The following is a 22,121-nucleotide window of genomic DNA, read 5'->3' as shown; positions in this document are numbered from 1 at the left end:
TTCCTTAGGTTATTCCCCTAATAAGTCCTGGTATAATTCCTGTCTTAGGTTTTCGACTCTCGTGTTCAAATCATCGAAATCGGTGAAAGCGAAGGATTCGTCCTTGTCCCGTTTTCTATCGTAGATGGAAATTTCTCCGGTTTCGAAGAATTTTTTACCCACAGTGATCCGAATCGGAAATCCGATCAATTCGGAATCCTTAAACTTGAAGCCCGGTCCGAGATCGCGATCGTCCCAGAAGACCTCGAAGCCTTCATTCTTTAGATTTTCATAAAACTCTAAAGCTTTGGATTCCTGCTCAGCGCCCTTAGCGAGAGTCACGAGTGCGATCTCGAAAGGTGCGATACTAATAGGCCAGTAAATACCCTTATCGTCGTTGCATTGCTCGATCACAGTGGCCATGGTTCGGTTGACTCCGATCCCGTAGCAACCCATAGTAAGAGTCTTTGCCTTACCCTGCTGGTCCAACACTTGGATCTGAAAAGACTTGGTATACTTATCTCCTAATTTGAAGATATGTCCTACTTCTATCCCCTTTTCCGCCTTTAGAGAAGTGGAACAATTCGGACAAGGATCCCCTTCTCTCGCGATGGCCACATCCGCGGTCTCGTATTCCGATTTGAGTTCGTTTGCAGGAACATAACCTTGGATATGGAAATCCTCTTTGCCCCCGCCTACGATATAGGCTCCGTCCTTCTTCACGGAAGAATCCAAAATGAGCTTAAATCCGGACTTTGCGTCGGAAGGTCCTATATATCCCGGGACCAGACCCTGGCTTCTCAAATCCGTTTCCGGAATCAGATCCAAGTCCGTCCATTTCAGATAGGACTTCAATTTATGTTCGTTTAATTCCAGGTCTCCTCTTAAGAAAACCAATACGGATTCTTTTCCGTTTTTAAGTGCGACCGTCTTGATCGTATCTTCCGGACGGACTCCTAAAAATTCCGCAACCTCTTGGATGGATTTTTTTCCGGGTGTAGGAACTTCTTTCTTTTCCTTCGGGCCGTTCGGAACGTATTTCTCAGAGTCGATATAGGGAGTCTTCTCGCTGTTGGAATTGTATCCGCAGTTAGAACAAAGAAGAAGAGTCTCCTCTCCGATAGGAGAAACCACCATGAATTCCTCGGAAGCGGATCCTCCCATGGAACCCGAGTCCGCTTGAACCGGAATGGTCTTGAGTCCGCAACGCTGGAAGATCTTGCGATATGCGTTTCTCATATCCTGATAGGTAGCGTCCAGAGAAGAATCGTCCAGATGGAAAGAATATGCGTCTTTCATAATAAACTCCCTGGATCGGATCACTCCGAATCTAGGGCGAATCTCATCCCGGAACTTGGTATGGATCTGGTAGACATTGATCGGCAGATCCTTATAGGATTTTAGAAGAGGCTTGATCAGATAAGAGAAGGACTCCTCGTGAGTAGGCCCTAGAGCATACCATTGGTCGTGCCTGTCTTTGACACGGAACATTTCCGCACCCATGACCGGCCATCTACCGGATTGTTCCCAAAACTCCGAAGGAGTCAGGATAGGAAGTTCGAATTCCAAAGCTCCCGTGGAGTCCATTTCCTCGCGGACGATATTCTCTATTTTTTTAAGAATACGGAGTCCCAGGGGGAGAAAAAAATAAAAACCGGAACCGGACTTTCTCACCAGCCCCGCTCTGACCATCAATCTATGGGACGCGACCACCGCGTCCGCTGGATTTTCCTTTTCCGTCGGTACTAAATATTTGGATGCTCTCATGACTCTCGATTATCGTAAGACATCGTGATACGTCACATAGAGGCCCAAGAATAATAGGAAGAAGAATCCGATTTTTAGGATTTGCTCCTGAACCGCCAAAGGCAGAGGTCTACCGGCTATCGCCTCATACGTGAAAAAAACGATATGTCCACCGTCCGCCACGGGAATCGGAAGTAAATTCATTATCATTAAAGCGATCGAAATAAAAGCTATGAATTGGAAATAGGAGTACAGCCCCTCTTCCAAAAATTGGCCGGAAGCCTTTGCGAGTCCCACAGGCCCCGCTACGCTGTCTTTCACCGGACTTCTTCCGGAGAATAGCATTCCCAGTCCTCGGATATTATCCGAGATAATCTTGCCTATATCCTTATTGGATTGGATGAAGATCTCTCCGAAGGAAAGATTTCGATCCAATTGTTCCTCTTGCACGGATCTACTTGCGATAAAGCCTAAAAGACCGATTTTTCGGATTCCTAGAGTCGCCTCCCAGGTTTGGTCTCCCACCTGCAACTGGACTCTTTTGCCCAATTTGGATTCCACTTCCTTTTGTAATTCCTCTGTGCTCGCGAAGGATTTGCCGTCGATCTTCATGCTCATCAGCTTGAGTTTGATCTCGGCGTCGTGACTCTGTAGACTGACCGTACTGATAGGAATTTCCGGATACTTCTTATCTTTCAAATTCTTAAGTTCCACAACGAAAGCTGGAAGAACGGTCATCTCCGCTTCGGCTTTTTCTCTGGTCCAAGGATTCAGGAGAGGATATTTTTTCCGGTCCACGACCAGTTTCACTTTTTCGTTTTGGAATTTTCCCAGAGTGGATTGCAACTCGGGAACGGAATGCACTTCGATTCCGTTTACGGAAAGAATCTTGTCTCCGTCGTTCAGAAAATCCATGGCCCTGGACTCCTGGGCTTTTTTTCTGGTCTCGGCTTCCATCAAGGCGAGTTCCCGAGGAGAGAATCTATCCGAGGCGACGGTTTTTTCCGCTCTCTCCTGCATATAATGGGAAGCCTCCCCTCCCTTGTCCAAGGAGGAAATCTTGGATTGGAACCAATGAGTAAGTTGTTGTTTGATTCCGAAGGTGACTTCTACCCTTCTTTCTCCCGCGAAATCGATTCCTATTTGGGGATCGGAGAATACGAAATCCAATTCTTTTCCGTCCCGATCCACTTTGATATGGATATCCTGTCCCTTTGCCAGACCGATCTCGGATAACAGTTCGTATTTGGTCTCGGTTTTAGCGCCGTTCACCTCTACGATCTTATCTCCGCTTCTAAGTCCCGCCTGGTATCCGGGAGAAAATTCGTTGTATGCAGGTTCCAGATAGATCCGAGTTCCAGTGGGTCTATAACCGAAAGTATATAAACTGAATATTATAATATACCCAAGGATGAGATTAAATAGGGGCCCGCCGATCACGGGGATCATGCGTTTCAAAGGAGGAGTGGAAAGGAATTCTCCTTTTTCTCCCTTTAGCGCGAGACCGTCGTCTCCTTTGAAAAGAACGTAACCGCCCAAAGGAATTCCGGTGACCTGAAAGGTAGTCTCTCCTATTTTCTTTTTCCAAATGCCTCTTCCGTAACCTATGGAGAAGATACGAGCCTTGACTCCTACGAGCCAACCCATGACAAGATGCCCCAACTCGTGGATAAAGATACAGAGAGCCAGCATAAAGACTATGCCTAGGATTTTCGCTAACATAAATGCACTACCTTGTTCTTGGAAAAACTGAGAGCGAGTTCTCTCGCCTTTCGATCCGCTTCTTCGTAACCTTCCAATTCTTCCGGAAACGTATTCGGAATCTTTTCGAGTACGTTTCGGATCAGGGAAGGAATTTCGGTAAACAGAATCTTTCCTCTTAAGAAAGACTCCACGGCGATTTCGTTCGCCGCATTGAATATGGAAGGCGCCGACCCTCCGGCTCTTCCCGCTTCGTAAGCCAACCCTAATCCCGGGTATCTCTCCGGATCCGCCTCGGAAAATTCCAGACTTCCCCAGGAGGTGGCGGGATGATTCTTCAGCGAAGAAGGCACCGACTTAGGATAGAATAACGCGTGGGCCACGGGGAAAATCATATCCGGATAGGAAGCGTATACGAAACTCGCGCCGTCTTTGGTTTCCACAACCCCGTGGGCGACGCTTTGAGGATGGATCACTACTCCTATTTTGTCGTAGGAAAATCCGAATAGAAAATGCGCTTCTATGACTTCCAATCCCTTATTAATCATCCCTGCGGAGTCGATCGTAATCTTAGGCCCCATATTCCAAGTAGGATGTTTCAAGGCCTGTTCTATCGTTACGTTCGGAAGGTCCCGGATCGGGAGTTTACGAAAGGGTCCGCCGGAAGCGGTGAGGACCACCCGATCCGCAGTCCCCTTCTTCATATTCTCCAACAGCTGATAGAGGGCATTATGCTCCGAATCCACAGGAACCAGATAAGAATTATATTTTTCTAATAGAGATCGGATATAAGGGCCGCAACTGACGAGGGTTTCCTTGTTGGCGATTCCGATCTTTTTTCCCGCTTCGATGGCCGCAACTGTGGGGCGGATACCGCTCGCACCCACCACCGCGGTGACCACGGTCTCGGTTTCCGAATCCCGGACTAAATCGCAAAGGGCTTCCTTTCCGTATAAGACCTGGGTCTTTCCTACTTTGGTCCCGAGTACGGATTTGTCCGCTTCTTCGGAACTTACGCAAACGTAAGCGGGTTCGAATTCCAAGGCGAGACTCTTGGCCTTTTCCAAATTCGAATGCACGCTGAAGGAACGAAGTTGGAATTCCTCCGAAAAAGATCTTAGGATCTTGAGAGTGGATTCTCCGACCGAACCGGAGGCTCCTAGGATGCAGACACCTCGTCTCATATTGAAATTAGACTGAAAATCCTAGAGCGGCCTTGATCTGTAGATAAAAATAAAGAATAGGCACGGTAAGAAGAAGAGCATCCGCTCTATCCAAAATTCCCCCGTGACCGGGAATCAAATTGCCCGAATCCTTTACCTTGGCGTCGCGTTTCATCGCGGACTCTAGTAAATCTCCTACGACTCCCACAATGGAAAGAATAAGACTGACCAAGAATACCTCGGCTCCTCCCACCAAAGGCTTCACTCCCGCAAATCTTTCCCAAAGATAATTCAGTAAGAATACGGAGAGAATAGCGACTATGATTCCGGAAACGTATCCTTCCCAGGTTTTCTTAGGAGAGATTGCGAGTCCTGCCGGATTTCTTCCGAACCAACGACCCCCGAAATATCCTCCCACATCGGTCAAGAAGGTGGCGACGGATACAAGGAAAACGTAATAGATTCCTTCGTTCATTCCCAACAATAGCAATAGATGCCCGAGGGGTATGGATGCGTAGAATACCCCGAGTATCGTGGAACTCACCGAAAAGATGGCTCCGTCCAGGGGTCTTCTTAGAATCTGGAGCAAGAAACTGAAGAAAAACAAAAGAACGAAAGCGAAAAGGACGGCGTCGAAATTCGGAACGAATACCTTGAAGTATTGCTGGAAGAAAATCGGAGGTTCGAATTTATTCTGAGAGGCTACGAAACGGAAATAATATAAAAGAACGATCAACACGAAGAAGAAGATCCCCGTTCCCTTGAAAGGACGTCCGTCCTGCCCTCTATCTGCGAGTCTGTAAAATTCGGTCAGCCCGATAACTCCCGCTACGAGTAAAATCGCCAGGGTCTGCAGATAATAAAAATCCCTGTAGAATATCATGAACAAGTAGAGGACTACGAGTACTGCCGCGGAAAGGATTCTTTTTGTGGTCTCACCCATTCTCTAAACCTCCGAATTTTCGGGTCCTTCCTCCGAACCAATCCAAAGCCTCTTGCAGATCCTTTTCCGAATATTCGGGCCAAAGAGTATCCGTAAAAAACAACTCGGCGTAAGCCGATTGCCAGAGAAGGAAATTGGATAATCTCTTCTCCCCTGCGGTTCTAATCAATAAATCTACCGGTGGAAGGGGATACGTATACAAATATTTTTCTAGTTCCTTTGCCGAGATCGGCTTTTGCAAGGAGACCTTATTTCGAATTCTTTCCTCGTTCAATCGACCGAAGGCCGCCAGTAATTCTTCCTGAGATCCGTAATTCAGACAGAAATTCACCGTGAGCTTCCGATTCTTGCGAGTCTTCTCTATCGCGGAATCGATTTTGGAAAGAACTTTGGAACCGAGTCGCTTTCTAGAACCCGAATGTAATATTCGAATCTCCTTGGAAGCGATTCTATCCAATCGGGTGTCTATGAACTCCACCAAAAGATTGAATATGGAACGAACTTCCGTAATGGGACGTTTCCAATTTTCCGTGGAGAATGCGTAGAGGGAGACGACTTCCAGACCGGCGGCGAGACTTGCATCCATCAATCGATCGATCGCGTCCGCACCTACCCTATGTCCTTCGGACCGGGAAAGTCCTTTGGAGGTCGCCCATCTACCGTTTCCGTCCATGATGACGGCGATATGACGAGGCGTTTTTTTCTTAGAAGAAACCACTTTAGACCGTAGTGATTTCCTTCTCTTTCTCGGCTGTGACCGCGGAAATTTTATCTATATAAGAGTCTGTGATTTTTTGCACCTGGTCTTGGAGAGTCTTCAGTTGGTCCTGGGAAATTCCTTCCGCGTGTTTTTTCAGATCTTCCAGTGCGTCCCTACGAATATTACGGACGGCTACCTTTTTCTCCTCGGACTTGGCTTTGACTACCTTTGCGAGTTCCTTTCTTCTCTCCCCGGTCAATTCGGGAATGGAGATCCGAACCACGACCCCGTCGTTGGTAGGTTGGAGTCCTAAACCGGAGGCTTGGATGGCCTTTTCGATATCCTTGATGATTCCTTTGTCGAAAGGGGAAATCACAAGAAGTCTCGGCTCCGGTGCGGAAATATTTCCCAATTGATTGATAGGAGTGGGAGCTCCGTAATAATCCACCCTCAGGTCTTCCACCAGGGCGGGATTGGCTCTACCGGTCCGGACCCCCGCGAAATCCTTTTTCAGAAGTTCCACGGTCTTGTCCATCTTGGATTTCATCGCGTTGATTGCTTCTTCATTCGCCATCGATCCGTATATCCTCCGAGTTCGAGATCAGGGTGCCGATTTTTTTGCCACCGACGACCAAATCTTTTAAATTGCCTCGCTTAAAAATGTCAAATACGATTATCGACATATTGTTTTCCATGCAGAGGCTAAGCGCGGTGGAATCCATGACCTTCAATCTTCTTTTGATGGATTCCATAAAGGAAATACGGGTATAACGCTTTGCGTTCGGCTCTTTTTTGGGATCGGCGTCGTAGACTCCGTCCACTTTCGTAGCCTTCAGAATGACTTCGCAGCCCACTTCCACAGCTCTTAAGCTTGCGGCGGTGTCTGTGGTAAAATAAGGATTTCCGATACCGCCTGCAAAGATCACGATTCTTTTCTTTTCCAGGTGTCGGACCGCCCTGCGACGGATATAACTCTCCGCTATGGAATGAATATCTATTGCGGATTGGACTCTTGTGTATAGGCCCTTCTTCTCGCATGCATCTTGCAGAGCCAGGGCATTTTGGATGGTGGCAAGCATCCCCATATAATCCGCGGTGGCTTGGTCCATTCCCACCTTTGCGAGACTCGCGCCTCGGATCAAATTTCCCCCGCCTACGACGAGGGCGATTTCAACACCTAAAGAATGGACTTCTTTGATTTCTTCCGCTAAGGAATGGGCCTTATTGCTATCGATCCCAAACTCACCCTCTCCGGCCAAAGCTTCGCCGGAGAGTTTAATCAGGATTCGCTTGTACTGAGCGGTTTCCTGCTGGGCCAAGGTTTACAGACCGCCTACCTGATAACGGGTAAAGCGAGCTACGGTGATGTTCTCACCGAACTTGGAAATGGCTTCTTTTACCAGATCGTCTACGGTCTTGGTGTTGTCCTTAATGAAGGCCTGATTCAGAAGCACTACTTCGGAGAAATACTTCTTAACCTTACCTGGAACGATCTTCTCGATCTGCTCCGGTTTTTTGCCTTCTTCTTTCAATTGAGCTTCGATGACCTTCTTTTCGCGCTCGATGTCTTCCGCAGGAACTTGGTCTTCGCTTACGTAGAGAGGGGACATGGCTGCGATTTGCAGGCAGATCTCCTTTCCGAGAGCCTCGAATGCCTCGTTACGAGCCACGAAGTCGGTCTCGGAATTGAGCTCCAAAAGAACTCCGATTTTTCCGTCCCCGTGGATATAGGAGACGGTTCTTCCTTCTTTGGTCACTCTTCCGGCTTTCTTAGCGGCCTTCGCGATTCCTTTCTCGCGCAGCCAATCCATGGACTTATCGAGATCGTTATTATTTTCTTGGAGAGCTTTTTTGCAATCCATGAGTCCCGCACCGGTGCGGTCCCTTAATTCCTTAATCAGGTCGGTAGTAGATGCTGACATTGTCCTTCCCCTTACTCCGCTTTGTCGATTTCGATGCTGGCTACGGATTCAGTTGCAGCGGTTGCGGTGGTGTCGTCTTTCTTACGCTTGTCCACATCATCGTCCATAATGAACTTACCGCTCTCGTCGTATTCTCCTTGGTATTCCAGAGCCAGAGCTTCGGAATCCAGATCCTCGCTGAATCGAGGCTGCTCGACCACACCGCCGGTTCCTTCGATGACTGCATTGGACATGGTTTCCAAGAATAGGGAGATGGCGCGAATCGCGTCGTCGTTACCCGGAATCGGATAATCGATGAGTTCGGGATCGCAGTTGGTGTCGACTACTGCGAAAATTTTCAGGCCAAGTTTACGAGCTTCCTTAACCGCAATCTCTTCCTTCTTAGGATCGATCACGAAAAGAATTTCAGGAATGCTGTTCATGTCCTTGATTCCGCCCAGAGTCTTGCGGAGTTTGTCCAGCTCGCGGCGAAGAGAAAGGATTTCTTTTTTGGTCTTAACTTCTTTTTCGAAGCTATTTTCGGTTTCCATCCCTTCCAATTTTTTCAGACGGGCGATGGATTTTTTTACCGTATTCCAGTTGGTTAAGAGTCCGCCCGGCCAACGGTTATTGATGAAGAACATATTGCAACGAAGCGCTTCTCTTTCGATGGCTCCTCTGGCTTGCTTCTTAGTTCCTACGAAGAGAACTTTTTTACCTTCTCCCGTAATACGCTTCAGAGCGTCGTAAGCTTCTTTCGCTTTTTGGACGGTTTTCTGAAGATCGATGATATGGATCCCGTTTCTTGCCGTAAAGACATAGGGAGCCATTTTCGGATTCCATTTTCTGGTCTGGTGGCCGAAGTGAACTCCGGTTTCCAGAAGATTTTTCATGGAAATTACTGACATGAGTTGTTTACCCCTTTTTTAGTACGAAGAACAATGTCGCCACAAGTCCAATCAGACTCGCAGGGGTAACTTGTACTTCGACTTTAATTAAATACAGTTCCAGCCGAAGCGGTTCTTGTAGAAGGTAGGCGGAGAAGAATGGACCCCCCAAAGGGCGGTCGATTAAGAAACCGACTGCTGCCCCCACCAAGTATCCCAGGAAGACGGCTAAGACGATTTTTCCCGCTTTTCCCCTATCCATAGGTCGTTTCGGGCTGGTAGATACCAATGTTGCAGGACTGCCCTAGGGGTCAATCCTTATTAGGAAGGATCATTTCACAGTTCCCTTCGAAGACGACTCCGTCGGCGATCTGCAATTTGGCGGTCTTGATATTACCGTTCACCTTTCCGCTGGGGAGCATTTCCAGTCTCTGGGTGGCGATTACGTTACCGGTGATTTCCCCGGCCACGATCACGATCCCCGCCTTGATATTGGCTCTTACCTTGGCGCCCTCGCTTACGAGTAGGAATCCTTCGGATTCTATCTCTCCTTGGAATTCTCCGGAGATCTCCAGAGGTTTTCTAAAATTCAGAATTCCCGAAAAGGAGGTCTCCTTTCCCAGAACGGTGGCTATGGTTCCGTATTCTGTAACGGTACGATTGGGTTTAACTGCAGTAGCGGTTTTTTTAGACATGTGTGGGGATTATTTCGTCTTCATTTCGAATACGCCGTCCCAATCTTCCGGAGGCGGATTCGCGATGAAAGCTTCGCAACGTCCTATGTATTTTTTGGAAGGCCCGTCGTTCGGAGTGATTTCCACGGCCTTTTTGAACAGTTCCCAGGCTTCCTTGAACTTGCGGTTCTTGTAGAGCTGGAGACCTTCGTTATAGAATTTCAAAGTTTCTTTGAGGGATTCGGTGACCATAGGGCTTATTCCTTATAAAGAACGACTACGGCAGTGGAATAATTCTCCGCATGACTGATGGAAACGGAGACGCCGCTATAACCTTTCTCGAGGAACAATTCTTTCGATTTTCCGTGAAGTACCAATTCTTTTTTTCCGAAATCTTTCCCGAAAAGTTCGATTTCCCTCATATCCAAGGAGACCTTATCTCCCGGCTCGATCGCCTTGATAAAGGCTTCCTTTACGCAGAATCTTCCGCTTAGATGAGGAACCGGATCCTTTCTGCCCGAGCAATAATCGATTTCCGTTTCGGAAAAAACCCGTTTCAGGAATCTTTCTCCGTGCTTGTCCAGAAGATCCCGGATTCTGGAATTTTCCACGATATCGTTTCCGACGGAGATCTTCATTCTTCTTCCGGCTCCGGCAGAGGCTCGTCCAATCCGGAATCAGAATTTCCATCGGAACCGTCGGAACCGTTTCCTCCATTTTGGCCCAGATCCGGACGCACTCTGTAAAGAATGGAAATTCTATCCGGAAAAACTCCCTGGATCTCCACGGATTTCAGACTCTTATTGTCCTTATCCAAGCGCACCTTTGCCATGACCGGCTTATTGTCCGGAAGGATCTTCTTGGTCTTGGGATCGTATTTATGAGAACAAACGACTCTGGCGGACAGGCCCTTGATGATTTGGATACTACGAAGAGGAGTCTTGGACTGCAATTTCACGGAGACTTCCTGCTCGGAGAATTCCGCCTCCAGATTCTTGTCCAAATTATCGCATTTGACAGGAACCCCGAGTACAATGCTCTCCCCCGGAGTGGAAGAATCCGCGATGATATTCACAGTAACCGTGACTTCTTTGATATTATCCCTGTATCTTAGTCCCGGAGGAAGATCCGGAACCTTGTATTTTGTGACGAAGGTCTTGGTCTTATCCTTGAGTGAGATCGGAGGTAGGGATAATTTTCCCAGTTTTTCGAATTGGGAAGGATTTCCTACCACGACTAAATTCGCGGGAGAAATGAAATGGGAAGACTTCACATAATCCTTGGGAGGTTCTCCGACGAATTTCTGGTCCAGCTCCGCGGTGCGGCTCACATTGGACTCCACAATCACCTTGACGGAGCTTCTAAGAAGAGTCACCCTTAGGCCGGCGGGAGCGCCTCCGATACGAGTGACGTTTACTATATTCTCCCCGGGACGCAAATCCACCGCGGGAATATAGGCCTTCAAGGAAGGAGAATAGAAGTTCACGTATTCCCGAACCCCTTCCACTTTCACAGGTACGGTTTGGTCGGAGGATTTGGAAACCACGAGTCCCGAAGAAAGTTTGGGATACTCGATCTTAACGTTCACTTCTTTGGATAGAATTTTAGAATTCTGTAAATTAAAATAAAAGAGGGTGGCGAGAGCCACGGACGCAAGCTTTGCCTGCCAGTTATTCAATAAAGCCTTAAGCACCCGCGTCCTCCTTCTCTTCGATTTCCGGTCTCTTTTCTCCGGAGGATTTCTTTTCCTGAAGAATGGTATTCAGAAGATTCTTAAGCTCGATCGGTTTGACCGGATGGATCATTTCTCCGTCGTAGCAAACTGATATTTCTCCTGTCTCCTCCGAGGTGACCACCACCACTGCGTCGGATTCTTCAGCGATACCTAAGGCGGCTCTATGGCGAGCTCCCATGCGGGCATCGTCCAGATTTTGGGCCATGGGCAAGAATGCTCCCGCACAGGCGATTCGGTTCTGCTCTATAATAACCGCTCCGTCGTGAAGCGCCGTATTCTTCTTGAATATGGTAAGAAGGAGACTGGTGGAAAGAATCGCATCCAACTGCACCGCCTGTTCGGCGATATCCTTTAGGCTGTTTTCCCTCACGATCGCGATCAGGGATCCCGTCTTATTCTTAGCCATAATCTTGGCAGCTTCCACGATCTCGTCCAAATCCGTTACGGTTTTCAATAGGAACGGCTTGAAGAATTTCAAGCGAGCCATATCTCCCGTGATTTTACGCAGCTCCGGCTGGAGAAGAACTATGATTGCGAATACGAGAGCCGGGCGGATATTATCTATGATCCAATCCAAGAGTTCGAATTCCAGCAATTGGGCGAAGATTCCCAAAAGCCAAATAAACCCGATCCCGAGTAGAAGTTGGACCCCTCTGGTTCTACGGATAGTGGAATAGAACTGATAAATGAGAAAGCTTACGATCAGGATATCCAGGACCACGTTGATCCCGAATTTATCATTTTGAAAAAGCGGTATGTTTTTCAAAAAGTCCATTCAAAAAACCTTATAGACCCAATACCGAGAACATATCATACAATTCGGGTTTCTTACCTACCAGAAACTCGGCGGCTTTTACGGAACCTACCGCAAAAGTCTTGCGATCCTGGGCCTTATGAGAGATCTCCACCCTTTCTTCGGGAGTGAAAAAATAAACCGTATGATCCCCGATCACCTCTCCGGCTCTCAATGTATGGATTCCGATTTCTTTTGGGTCCCTTTCGGGAAGAATTCCATGACGACCGTGTATAACATTTGACTCGCTGCGTCCTAGGGTTTCCAGAAGAATCGATTTTAATTTCTCCGCGGTTCCGGAGGGAGCATCCTTCTTATGCCTGTGATGGATGTCCTGGATTTCTATATCCGCCAGATCTCCCATTACTTTGGCGGCGATCTCGGTCAGCTTGAAAAGAAGATTCACGCCTATGGACATATTCGGAGAATATACGATGGGAATCTTTTTAGACGCCTGCTTCAAGAGAGCCTTGTGCTCTTCGATTAAGCCTGTAGTACCTACGACCAAAGGTTTTCCGGCTTTTACGCATACGTCCAATACGTCGGAAAGAACTTCCCGAATGGAGAAATCGATCACTGTATCCGATTCCGAAACCGCTTTGGCAAGATCTTCCGTGAAAAGAATTCCGTTTTGCTTTAGTCCGGAATGGAGTCCGGAGTCCATTCCCAGATAAACCGAGCCTTTGCCGACTACGCTTGCGGAAAGCTCCGAGAGTTTGGATTGGGAAAGCACTTGTATGATCGCCTTCCCCATTCTTCCGGAGGCTCCTACGACTGAGACTCGATTCTTATTTGCCAAAACGATTTCCTTAATTATAACCTTTCGCTAATAGATCCGAAACCGTCTTTTTCAGTTTATCCGCGCCCGGCCCGGAACTCAAAACGGTCATAGGAAGTCGGATCTCCCCGGAACAATAACCGTTCCAATGCATGACCGCCTTGATAGGAATCGGGTTGGTCTCCAAGAATGCTAGAGAGAAGAAGTCAATGAAATCGTAATGGATCTTTTGGGCCGTTTTCAAATCCCCGTTTTGGAAAGAGTTTACGAGTTTGACCAAACTCCCCGGAAAGATATTGGAGATAACGGAAACCACGCCCGCCCCGCCTAATGCAAGAAGAGGAAGAGTCAAATTATCGTCTCCGGAAAGTACGGTAAACTTGTCGTCCACCAAGGAAATCAATTTGGACATCTGGCCCAGATCTCCCGTGGCTTCTTTCATAGAACGAATCTTAGGATGCTCGGAAAGGCGAAGCACCGTCTCCGGCAAAAGATTCACGGAAGTTCTGCCCGGAATATTATAGAGCATGACAGGAACGGAAGAATGGTCCGCCACTTCTTTGAAGTGTTGGAAAAGTCCTTCTTGCGTGGGCTTATTATAGTAAGGGTTGACCTGAAGGATCCCGTCCACTCCGTCCTTGCAGGCCGCCTGTGTGAGTTCCACCGCTTCCCGAGTAGAATTGGATCCGGTTCCCGCTACGACTAGAATGCGCTTCTTGACATGCTTTACGGTTTCGCGGATCAGCTCCGCGTGTTCTTCATGAGAAAGAGTAGGAGATTCTCCCGTGGTTCCCGCAGGAACCACCCCGCTGACCCCCGCCTGGATCTGTTTGTCCAGAAGGGAAAAATACGCATCGTAATCGATTTTTCCGTTTTTAAAGGGGGTGATGATGGCAGTAAATACGCCTCGAAACATAATATGTAAATTCCTGATCCTAGGGCGATTTGGCAACACTTTCTCGCGGACATTTCCTTCTTCCAAATGGCGGACCAAGGACCGGGCAATCAAAAGTAAGATCTATTTGCAATCCTGCACTCAGGTATTCAAAAAGGCGGGTAACCCTGTAAAGAAAGAGATATTGACTATTTGGAACCATAATTCCACGTCAAAACGAGATCCATGTTGCATCTATCCAACTTTTCTGGTATAGAACATCCCAGGCTTCTCCCACAAAACCCGCCTCCTCCACCCTAACTCGGGCGGGGGCCCGTTTGTTTCCGCACAAGAGTTCCTACAAGACCGATAGATTTGGGCTTAGTATTTTCCCTCCACTATGAGATATCCGAGCGAAGAATCGATTTGATCCTTCGAAATTCTTGTCTTCCGTCCGGATACATTCTGATACGATCAGTATCTTTCCCGTATCTGGTCCATTCTCCAGCTCATATAGATCAAGGCCCCCATTTCCAGAAAACCCGCCCACACGAAAGTAGAAGGAATTCCGATCCGGTCCGAGAAGAAGCCGGATAGAATTCCGGTAACTGCCGGGACGATCAAAAACACGAGACTGTACATGGAGAGAATTCTGCCTCGTATATGATTTTCCGTATGTTGTTGGATTCCCACCGGGATAAGAGTGATGATCACTCCCGTTAAGAAACCGAATACAAAAAGAAGCGCCGCCGTAAAAGGAAGGCTGTCGGAAAGAAACGGAAGAAGAGAAAAAAGTAGGCTGCTTACGAGGGCCGCACCGAAAAGAATATGCCCTTTTCTGCGGAAACTATGAAGGAAAGAAGTCAACATTCCCCCAAGAACCAAGCCGATCCCCAAGGAAGTCAGGATTGCCCCCCTTTCCGCTTCTCCCAAACCTAGAATTTCTTTCGCATATTTAGGAAGAAGTACCTGAACCGGACCGACTAACAAGACTACGGTTCCCATCATGAGTAGGAACTGTTTCACCAATTCCGATCTCTCCAAATACTCCCAGGTCTCCTTTAGTCCGATCCTAGAAGAAGTTTTTCTGTCTCCGCTCGAAATCGGAAGTAAAAGTAAAAGAAATACGCTCGTTAGATAGGCGGAACCGATTCCTAAAAAAACCACGGGAAAAGGAAAAGAATGGCGCAAGAATCCTGCGACGAGGGGCGCCAATCCGTAACCGAAGAGTACAAGAGTGTTCAACCAAACGCTATGCTTTCCTATTTTAGAATGGTCCACCAAATCTCCGAGTATCGCAAATCTACCAGGCATCACGAAAGTAAGACCTATGCCGGAAAGCACGGATGAAACTAGAAGCGGATAGGGAGATTCGGGACCGATCCATCCGAACTCCAGCCCCAATGCGGCGAACCCGGATCCGAAAGCCATGGACAATTGGGCCCCCGCCAATACCCATTTTCGGGAATATTTATCCAAAAATCTTCCGGCAGTAAAACTCAAGAAAAGCAGGGGCGCGCAAACGCAAAAGAATACCCAACCGGAAAAAGTATCAGAAGGTGAAATGCTTTGGGCGAGGATAATAGCCGTATAATTGAACATATTCCCGGCCAAAAGCCCCAAAATGGAGGAGATATAATAGAATAAAATCACTCTGTATAGACTCCGTCCCCGCTTTTCCAGGCAATCCGAATTCGCTCCATTCCGGAGGCTTTTTCAAAATTCAACGAGGATCCCGCGTTCCAGTCGGGACATTCTTTCACTCCTCTCGGCTCCTTTCGCTCGAAAACTCCGCCTTACGTTATCCAAAATACGGAGAAAGAAATCCTGAAACTCCCCTGCTCCTAAACGTCGGAATTCCGAAATCCGATAATACCGAGGCTCAAGTAGATTGAGGAATCTCAATCATTCATCGCTCGGATCGAGTCGGCTTTTCTTATTTTTAGCCGAAAAAGAAAGCAATTCGAAAATCCTAATTTGTTAATATAGGGATGAAATCCACCGCCTACTCGATTACGATTGCATTACTTATTCTGAACGCATGTTCAAGAGGTCCGGAAAAAGATATGAGCTCTCTACTCTTCGAGACCGTAGTAGCCGACCTAGGCCCATCGGGAACCAATCTGGCGAATCTCTCCTTCGACGGGTTCAATCGGGACAATATACCTGTGGTTTCTTGCGATGCGGATAACTCTTCGGGCAAAGGAATACGGATCAATCTGCCCACGGATATTTTTGCCGGAGGCTACTATCTTAAGATCGGGACCGTTCCCAGCACTTCTCCTTATCTATTTCCGGAAAACGGAGATCTGGATTTGTTCATGTCTGCCTCCCATCTTCCCGCAGATCCTCCCTCTTGTACACTTACCCGCACCGTTAATACGAACCTGAGATATACCGCATCCGTATCCAGCAATTGCATTCTCATTGGAGGCCACACACTCACTCGATTCGAAGTGGATTGCAAGCCGGACTGAAAAAAGATCCTCCTTTCCCGAATTTCCTCTTTTTTAGAGATTCTACCTTTCTATCTCTTCTTCTAATCTATTTTAGAAGATTATGAAATTTTATTCCAAAATCGCATTTGTGGCCTCTATACTGCTTATTATGAAGGTAAATTCTCCAGTATAGCCAACTTTCCATCCGATACGATACACGAAACCACCTAAATATTATAATTTAGAAATACATATTCCGCTCATTCTCCAAGAATGCGAGTTGACAAAATCCGCACTTTTCCATTATCCCATTTTAGGATACTATACCCACGAGGATCCTAATGCGAATCAGAATTCCTATTCTCATCTTTGTTTGCACTGTACTTTCCGGAAACGTTCTCTACGCGCAAAGCGACTCGGGAATTTTCTCTTGGGCTTCCCAAGTCTGGCAATCCTTGGATTTCACTTCCCAGAAATTCCCTTATTCTCAAGTGCCCGGTCAGGAATTTTCCGGAACACAAGCCAACCAAAACGTAAAGAAGTACTGGAATCTACGAAACCGTCTCCGAAACGATTTCCTGCTCTTCTCTACCGAAAAGGGGGGTTGTCTCCCCATGGAAGAAGTGAAAATTTTGGGGGATCTGAGAATCGGTAAATGGGGAGATTCTACGATCAAATTGGGATGGTACTTGGGAGTTTTGGGATCGGAATTGCATCTTCTCTCACGCTCCGATTCCTATCCGAGTTTTGGAGAAGCGACAGATCTCCAGAATGCAATGAGAGAATTATTCTGCGCATTTATCGCCCTAGAAAGATTGGATCGCTTCGGAGAACAGAGTATTTGGGAATTCCATCCTATTTATTTATCCAAGTTTCCCGGAACGGAAGGATACCGTTGGCCGGATACTCCCGGATTTTTCATCAGAGACGATATGACTGTTCGAGTAATGGAACAACTCCGGTTGAACGGCGGAGAATCCGATTCCGAGAATTGGTATGGCAACGAAAGATATCCTACACCTCCTTATAATCGGGAGATGAGTCAGGACCAGGTCGTTCATCTTCTTCTAGGACTTTCCATCATCAAGCATTTGGTTCCGGAAAATTATACTTACCAAGGAATGAATTTTAAAAACCAGGCCAGGAGTTATGCCAGAAAACTCGTGGATTATGTTTATGATTCCAGAAAGGTTTCTCTGGAACTTTTCGGAGTTCCGATCGGTAGCACTTCCCTTTCCTGGATGATCGAAAATCCTGTCTCCCCCAAGGTCAATTGGTTCGGATCCTGTCCGGCTTGCATTGGCTGGTTCGATCCGTTCCATCCATTGGATCCGGATCATATAGGACTCGTGACTCGAGGTCAGGATGCTCGCTTCTTTGCAATGGGATTCCAGCAGGCAGGAAAATGGATCACCGATAAGGATTGGTATGTTTCTCCGGCCCAAATTGTAAGTTGGTCCGCACTTTCCGAAGTCGGAGCCATGAGCACTCCGGATAATTCTCACATGACTATGGGCTTAGCCGCTATCGGAAACTCTTGGGGAGAGATCACCCCGGATGTTTTAATGACCCAGGCTGCTCAACACGATTTTTATCTATATCCTCTCTTGAACGCCGTCTTGCATCCTGAAAATCAGATTTCAGCGGGCTTAGAAGCCAAAATTCTTTCTCTTTTGGAATCGGTTCCTTGGTCGGGTACCGGAACGATAGGATTCCAAGGAGGATGGAGTTCCGAAAATCGATTCATCCGAAGGAAAGAAGATCATGATAAAATTCCGACCGGATACGTAACACAAAGTCATGGATTAGATTTTTTACTCTTACATAATTTATTCTATATATCCAAACCCAATCATTTCTTCGGCGTGACCCAAAACGAGCAACCTGCCTATATTCCGGATCTGAGCGTTCCGAATTGGGAAATTCCTCCCAGCTATAAACTACCTCCGATCGGATACGCCATCCAAGAAACTCCGGTCATCCACAATACCTGCACCCTGGCTTCCAATGCTGAGGTTCCGATACGGATAGAATGGGAAGATCCCTACGGAAAAAGAGATACGGTTCGCATCGAACTGGAATCCCAGCCGAGTTCCGGAAACGGAATCGTATTCTCCACTGGGACAAAAAACAAATTTCTATATAAAGGAAAATTCTGGGGACAATGGTGGTGGGAGGATTCCGTTCGATTCAAACTCACGGACGAAGACGAAAATTCTACTAGCATACATCTTCTCGTTTCTTATCCAGGATCGATGGCGGCAGCGCCGGATATCGGCGCAGTAGGAGCTCCTACCCGAGTCGTCGTAAACGGTTGGTTTGCAGGCATTCCTCTTTATGGAACCATAGAAATGGAATTCCAAGTCTATTCTATGGATCCGAATTGTGTTCCTCCCCAACCGGCTCCTTGGCTAATCACAGGCACCAGAAATACGGTCGCTTTTCCTATTTCTCCCCTCCGATTCCGTGCAATCGTAGGCTGGACGATTTTTGCTCTGCACGGAAACGCAAGCGTGAATTTACAAGCCGCTACCAACGTAGGGACCACACAAACTAAGGAAATCTGGATCGAATGGTAATCGGGAGAAAATTTTCTATGCTCACATTTCGTAAAATCTGTCTCTTCCTATTCTTTATCTCTCTGTCTCTACATTGCGGAGAAAGACAAGATCAAATCGCAAGAAGGGACTATTGTCGCAATAACGTGGCCGGCTTGATTCAATTCTACGCTTTATGCCAAGAGGATTCTCCAGGCAAAAAATGTGAGGATCTATTATTGCAGGCCGGTTTATTATTCCAATCCTGCGAGAGCATGGAAGTGAACGCGGTATTCTAAAAAAGACTTACACAAAAAAATGAAATCCAAAAAAGGAGCGCATATGCGGATAATATATTCTAAAATAACAATATTATTCCTTCTGTCGGGCCTCGAATTCCTGGCTTGCTCCCTGATCCGACCTCCCCGGTTCGAAAAAGAAAAATTAGAGGCTTATATTATCGCATTCCAAGAATTGAAAGCATCGGATCCGATTTCCGTATCGCATTTCTTCACTCCGGATCCCAGATTGGTGTATAAACTTCCTCCATCGGCGAACGGAATCTCATGGGAAAAAATATTAAAGAAGAATGGATTCTCTTCTTATGGCGAATTCGCCATTCTTCATTTCCAAATCCGAGAATTCTACGATTTATACAAATCGGAAAAACTGATAGAAGAAATGGAATCCGCAAATGTTAAATATGCGGAGAACTTTCAAAAATTCTTAAGCGATCCGGAATTTCCAGAATCCGCTAAAGAACAAATCCGGGGATCTCTTGCAAAATCCAGGGACTTCCAGGAAAAAAATCTAAAAGAGTCCAAACGTAGAATGGAGGCGCTAAAAACGAATTCGGATCCTTCTTATGAATTCGTAAAAGAAAGATCCGCTCAACTGAAAGAACTCTATTCCGACTAAAGCGATTTTCTATAAACGAACACTGTTCGAAAAGAATACAGCTTTTTCATCCCCTAAAGGACATTATGCGAATGCCTTTAGAAATATTATAAAAATATTATCATATATCAATGGATACACTCTGATGAGTTCCGAACAATGTTCGGATTCATTCCCTCTTCATTGTAACATTACAAATGTTCAATATAGAAAAAATCGGAATCGTTTTGGAAATTGACTTTGTGGAACGCGTTTTCAAAGTATGGCTCGAAGAGAATAGTGAGATCTCTTTCTAGAGATCGGAGTGAATTTAAAAATGAAAGATAAAAACCTCTGGAAGATCCTCTGCGGATTTTTCTTAATCGTATCGGCTTCTGCAATATCGGCCCAAAGCCAAGCGCAAATGTTTGCAAGACCGGGAGTGATCGGCGATTCCTTAAGCCAAGGATTTTACGGAGCTACCGTAGAAGAAAAGACCCAAAACTGGGCCTACCCGGTTTTGGTTTCCAAGCAAGCCGGCTCCAACGTAACCTATAATGTCTTAAAAGGACCTTACATAAACTTAGAGGATGTACTAAAAGGAGATTGCGGAGTATTCTGTATCGCCTCCTCGATCATCGGGGGCAACGGAGCGACCGTAGGACTTCCTACACATGCGGGAATCACCGGTGCGGATTACACCACCGTTTTACAGACTTCCGGCCAATGTGAGAATATCAACGCCACCACCTGGGCCAAAGAATGGTATTGGGCGACCTGGTACTGGTATACTTATCGCTGGGTCCAAGTCCCCGATTGCCAATCTCCGGACAAATTCCACCAATTCGGCCTGCGTAATTCCGGGACCCAATTACAGGTCATGCAATCGGTTAGGCCTACTTTCTTATTCGGAACCGCAGCAGCCAACCATGTTCTTTGCACCGCATTGAGTACCTCTACGGATTGTTTGGACCAAACCAGATTCCTAAACGATATTCGAAGCACCATGTCCAAAATGGCCGCAATCGGATCCATCAAGGGCGGAGTTTTATTCACCGTTCCCAACGTGACCGCAATCGCGTTTTTGGAAAATTATAGCGATCCTCAAGGAAGAGCCAATTACTCCGGCTTGAAGGCGTTCTTTCGTTCTTCTGTTTCGGATCCTTCCCAAGTTCTTGATAAGAACGAAGTAGCCACTATCACCAACTTCTTGACTTCTCTAAATAACGAAGTGAAGTCGCAAGCGGTCGCCATGGGATTCGCTCTGGCGGATCTAAAAGTGCTTTTCGACGACTTGAAAGAGAACGGCAGATTGATCCAAAGTCCATCCGGATATAGCCCAGGTTATGCGAAGGCCAATTGGCCTCTACCAGGCCAACCCGGAATTTTCGGTCTGGACGGAGTGCATCCTAATATGTACGGTCATTCGGTCTTTGCAAACGAGCTGATCAAGGCGATCAATTCCAAATACGGATATTCCATTCCTCAGGTTAGCGAATATACCGCCTGGTATTACGATTCCTTGAATCGTAATCCTATCGACCTGAAAAAATTCCTGACGGACACCTTGTTCGGCCAGTTCATTTCCTGGGTAATCGGAATTTTCGTTTAACCCTTTCTTAAAACTCCCCGTTCCGAAACCTTAGGAACGGGGATCGAATATATTTTAATTTTCTAATATTCTTCCCTTGTTTCCTATCATGCGCTTTATCTCCAAATTTTGGCCCTGGTTTTTAGTGGGTATTCTTCTTATTCTTACCATAATCATCCTTTTTCTCAGGACGGAAGCCGAGAAAGGATCCGCAAGTCTCGGAGAAGAAGCCACCGAAGCGGTTCAAAGAAAATACGGTTCGGAAACGATTGAATTTCCGGACGCACCGCATCCCTTCGAAGAAGATCCGGATCTAGAAGGTCACGCAAAACGTCTTTGGCCTTCCGCATTCCGAGAAAAGAAATCCAAGGAAGAAAAGGAGAAAATTCGAGAAGAATGGGTCGAATTCGCCCTTCGTTTCCCGCATAATATCTATATACCCCAAGAATTTCGTCCACCGCAGACGGCAGAGGACGAAAAGAAAGCCAGAGAACAATTGGACAAGTTTTCCTCGGCCGAGGCTAAATTCGCATTGTCCAGAAATGCGGGACGATACGCTCAACCCGGCTCGGTTCCGGGCCGCCCGAACGATCCTAACGTAAGTCCTGAGGAACAAAAAGCTTACTTCTCCTATAAAATTTCCGAATTGGAATCCAGGATCCAACTTGTGCAATACGCGATCCAACAGGGAAGAATGGACGCTTCCCAAATTCCCCAAGCCAATTCGGATATTTCCTCCTGGCAAAAAGAATTACAACAATTGCGCCAAGTTTCCGAATCCGTTCCTTGATTCTTAAGAGATAGT

The 22,121-nt window shown here is 46.8% G+C and carries 24 protein-coding genes; 6 read left to right on the top strand and 18 right to left on the bottom strand.

Translation table 11 applies throughout. The annotated features are described in order from the left end of the window. Positions 1-9: 9 nt before the first annotated feature. From LEP1GSC061_RS05190 to LEP1GSC061_RS05105, 18 genes are all read right to left on the bottom strand, one after another. A complete protein-coding gene (locus LEP1GSC061_RS05190; protein WP_016545039.1) occupies positions 10-1,746 on the bottom strand; it encodes a proline--tRNA ligase in 1,737 nt (578 codons plus the stop codon). A 9-nt stretch (positions 1,747-1,755) separates the two neighbouring features. Beyond that, positions 1,756-3,447, bottom strand: a complete 1,692-nt coding sequence (locus LEP1GSC061_RS05185; protein WP_016544200.1) for a site-2 protease family protein — start codon at positions 3,445-3,447, stop codon at positions 1,756-1,758. Next, on the bottom strand, positions 3,441-4,610 hold the full coding sequence (dxr, locus tag LEP1GSC061_RS05180) for a 1-deoxy-D-xylulose-5-phosphate reductoisomerase (protein ID WP_016544211.1): 1,170 nt from the start codon (positions 4,608-4,610) through the stop codon (positions 3,441-3,443). The genes LEP1GSC061_RS05185 and dxr overlap by 7 nt, the downstream gene beginning before the upstream one ends. Before the next feature lie 7 nt (positions 4,611-4,617). Continuing rightward, positions 4,618-5,532 (bottom strand): phosphatidate cytidylyltransferase, encoded by a 915-nt coding sequence (locus LEP1GSC061_RS05175; protein ID WP_016544355.1) that lies wholly within the window; start codon positions 5,530-5,532, stop codon positions 4,618-4,620. Beyond that, a complete protein-coding gene (locus LEP1GSC061_RS05170) occupies positions 5,525-6,250 on the bottom strand; it encodes an isoprenyl transferase (protein ID WP_016544990.1) in 726 nt (241 codons plus the stop codon). The genes LEP1GSC061_RS05175 and LEP1GSC061_RS05170 overlap by 8 nt, the downstream gene beginning before the upstream one ends. 1 nt (position 6,251) lies before the next feature. Next, positions 6,252-6,806 (bottom strand): ribosome recycling factor, encoded by a 555-nt coding sequence (frr, locus tag LEP1GSC061_RS05165; RefSeq protein WP_016544665.1) that lies wholly within the window; start codon positions 6,804-6,806, stop codon positions 6,252-6,254. After that, on the bottom strand, positions 6,796-7,551 hold the full coding sequence (pyrH, locus tag LEP1GSC061_RS05160; RefSeq protein ID WP_040508075.1) for a UMP kinase: 756 nt from the start codon (positions 7,549-7,551) through the stop codon (positions 6,796-6,798). The genes frr and pyrH overlap by 11 nt, the downstream gene beginning before the upstream one ends. A 3-nt stretch (positions 7,552-7,554) precedes the next feature. Further along, positions 7,555-8,154, bottom strand: a complete 600-nt coding sequence (gene tsf / locus LEP1GSC061_RS05155; protein ID WP_016544466.1) for a translation elongation factor Ts — start codon at positions 8,152-8,154, stop codon at positions 7,555-7,557. Positions 8,155-8,165: 11 nt separating this feature from the next. Then, the gene (rpsB, locus tag LEP1GSC061_RS05150) at positions 8,166-9,041 is read right to left on the bottom strand and encodes a 30S ribosomal protein S2 (protein ID WP_016544742.1); all 876 of its coding nucleotides are present in this window, start codon (positions 9,039-9,041) and stop codon (positions 8,166-8,168) included. A 7-nt stretch (positions 9,042-9,048) separates the two neighbouring features. Further along, the gene (locus LEP1GSC061_RS05145; RefSeq protein WP_052006495.1) at positions 9,049-9,309 is read right to left on the bottom strand and encodes a hypothetical protein; all 261 of its coding nucleotides are present in this window, start codon (positions 9,307-9,309) and stop codon (positions 9,049-9,051) included. Between the two features lie 22 nt (positions 9,310-9,331). Beyond that, positions 9,332-9,715 carry a bactofilin family protein gene (locus tag LEP1GSC061_RS05140; RefSeq protein WP_016544932.1) on the bottom strand — a complete coding sequence of 128 codons (384 nt, stop codon included), beginning with the start codon at positions 9,713-9,715 and terminating at the stop codon, positions 9,332-9,334. Positions 9,716-9,724: 9 nt separating this feature from the next. After that, the gene (locus LEP1GSC061_RS05135; RefSeq protein WP_016544217.1) at positions 9,725-9,946 is read right to left on the bottom strand and encodes a tetratricopeptide repeat protein; all 222 of its coding nucleotides are present in this window, start codon (positions 9,944-9,946) and stop codon (positions 9,725-9,727) included. Positions 9,947-9,951: 5 nt separating this feature from the next. Then, complete coding sequence (gene acpS, locus LEP1GSC061_RS05130; protein ID WP_016544667.1) at positions 9,952-10,332, bottom strand: holo-ACP synthase; 381 nt, start codon at positions 10,330-10,332, stop codon at positions 9,952-9,954. After that, positions 10,329-11,387: a CdaR family protein gene (locus LEP1GSC061_RS05125; protein WP_016544494.1), complete on the bottom strand. Its 1,059-nt coding sequence runs from the start codon at positions 11,385-11,387 to the stop codon at positions 10,329-10,331. The genes acpS and LEP1GSC061_RS05125 overlap by 4 nt, the downstream gene beginning before the upstream one ends. Beyond that, the gene (gene cdaA / locus LEP1GSC061_RS05120) at positions 11,380-12,204 is read right to left on the bottom strand and encodes a diadenylate cyclase CdaA (RefSeq protein ID WP_016544629.1); all 825 of its coding nucleotides are present in this window, start codon (positions 12,202-12,204) and stop codon (positions 11,380-11,382) included. The genes LEP1GSC061_RS05125 and cdaA overlap by 8 nt, the downstream gene beginning before the upstream one ends. 10 nt (positions 12,205-12,214) lie before the next feature. Further along, positions 12,215-13,021, bottom strand: a complete 807-nt coding sequence (gene dapB, locus LEP1GSC061_RS05115) for a 4-hydroxy-tetrahydrodipicolinate reductase (protein WP_016544748.1) — start codon at positions 13,019-13,021, stop codon at positions 12,215-12,217. Positions 13,022-13,031: 10 nt separating this feature from the next. Beyond that, entirely contained in the window at positions 13,032-13,916 is an 885-nt protein-coding gene (gene dapA / locus LEP1GSC061_RS05110; protein WP_016544637.1) for a 4-hydroxy-tetrahydrodipicolinate synthase, read from the bottom strand. A 432-nt stretch (positions 13,917-14,348) separates the two neighbouring features. Next, positions 14,349-15,527, bottom strand: coding sequence for an MFS transporter (locus LEP1GSC061_RS05105; protein WP_016544382.1), 1,179 nt, complete (start codon positions 15,525-15,527; stop codon positions 14,349-14,351). A gap of 413 nt (positions 15,528-15,940) precedes the next feature. On the opposite strand from LEP1GSC061_RS05105, the gene LEP1GSC061_RS05100 reads away from it, so the two are divergent. From LEP1GSC061_RS05100 to LEP1GSC061_RS05075, 6 genes are all read left to right on the top strand, one after another. Further along, positions 15,941-16,351 carry a hypothetical protein gene (locus LEP1GSC061_RS05100; RefSeq protein ID WP_016544225.1) on the top strand — a complete coding sequence of 137 codons (411 nt, stop codon included), beginning with the start codon at positions 15,941-15,943 and terminating at the stop codon, positions 16,349-16,351. A 302-nt stretch (positions 16,352-16,653) separates the two neighbouring features. After that, positions 16,654-18,891 (top strand): hypothetical protein, encoded by a 2,238-nt coding sequence (locus LEP1GSC061_RS05095; RefSeq protein ID WP_016544703.1) that lies wholly within the window; start codon positions 16,654-16,656, stop codon positions 18,889-18,891. 17 nt (positions 18,892-18,908) lie between these two features. Then, positions 18,909-19,148, top strand: coding sequence for a hypothetical protein (locus LEP1GSC061_RS05090; protein WP_016544826.1), 240 nt, complete (start codon positions 18,909-18,911; stop codon positions 19,146-19,148). Positions 19,149-19,191: 43 nt separating this feature from the next. Next, entirely contained in the window at positions 19,192-19,767 is a 576-nt protein-coding gene (locus LEP1GSC061_RS05085) for a hypothetical protein (RefSeq protein ID WP_156844500.1), read from the top strand. Between the two features lie 295 nt (positions 19,768-20,062). Continuing rightward, positions 20,063-21,337, top strand: coding sequence for a hypothetical protein (locus tag LEP1GSC061_RS05080; protein ID WP_016544533.1), 1,275 nt, complete (start codon positions 20,063-20,065; stop codon positions 21,335-21,337). Positions 21,338-21,425: 88 nt separating this feature from the next. Beyond that, positions 21,426-22,106: a hypothetical protein gene (locus tag LEP1GSC061_RS05075; protein WP_016544315.1), complete on the top strand. Its 681-nt coding sequence runs from the start codon at positions 21,426-21,428 to the stop codon at positions 22,104-22,106. Positions 22,107-22,121 lie beyond the last annotated feature (15 nt).

This window comes from Leptospira wolffii serovar Khorat str. Khorat-H2 (genome assembly GCF_000306115.2).
Classification (GTDB): Bacteria; Spirochaetota; Leptospiria; order Leptospirales; family Leptospiraceae; genus Leptospira_B; species Leptospira_B wolffii.
The sequence above is the reverse complement of the archived record's forward strand: the minus strand, read 5'-3'. Positions and strand labels throughout refer to the sequence as shown.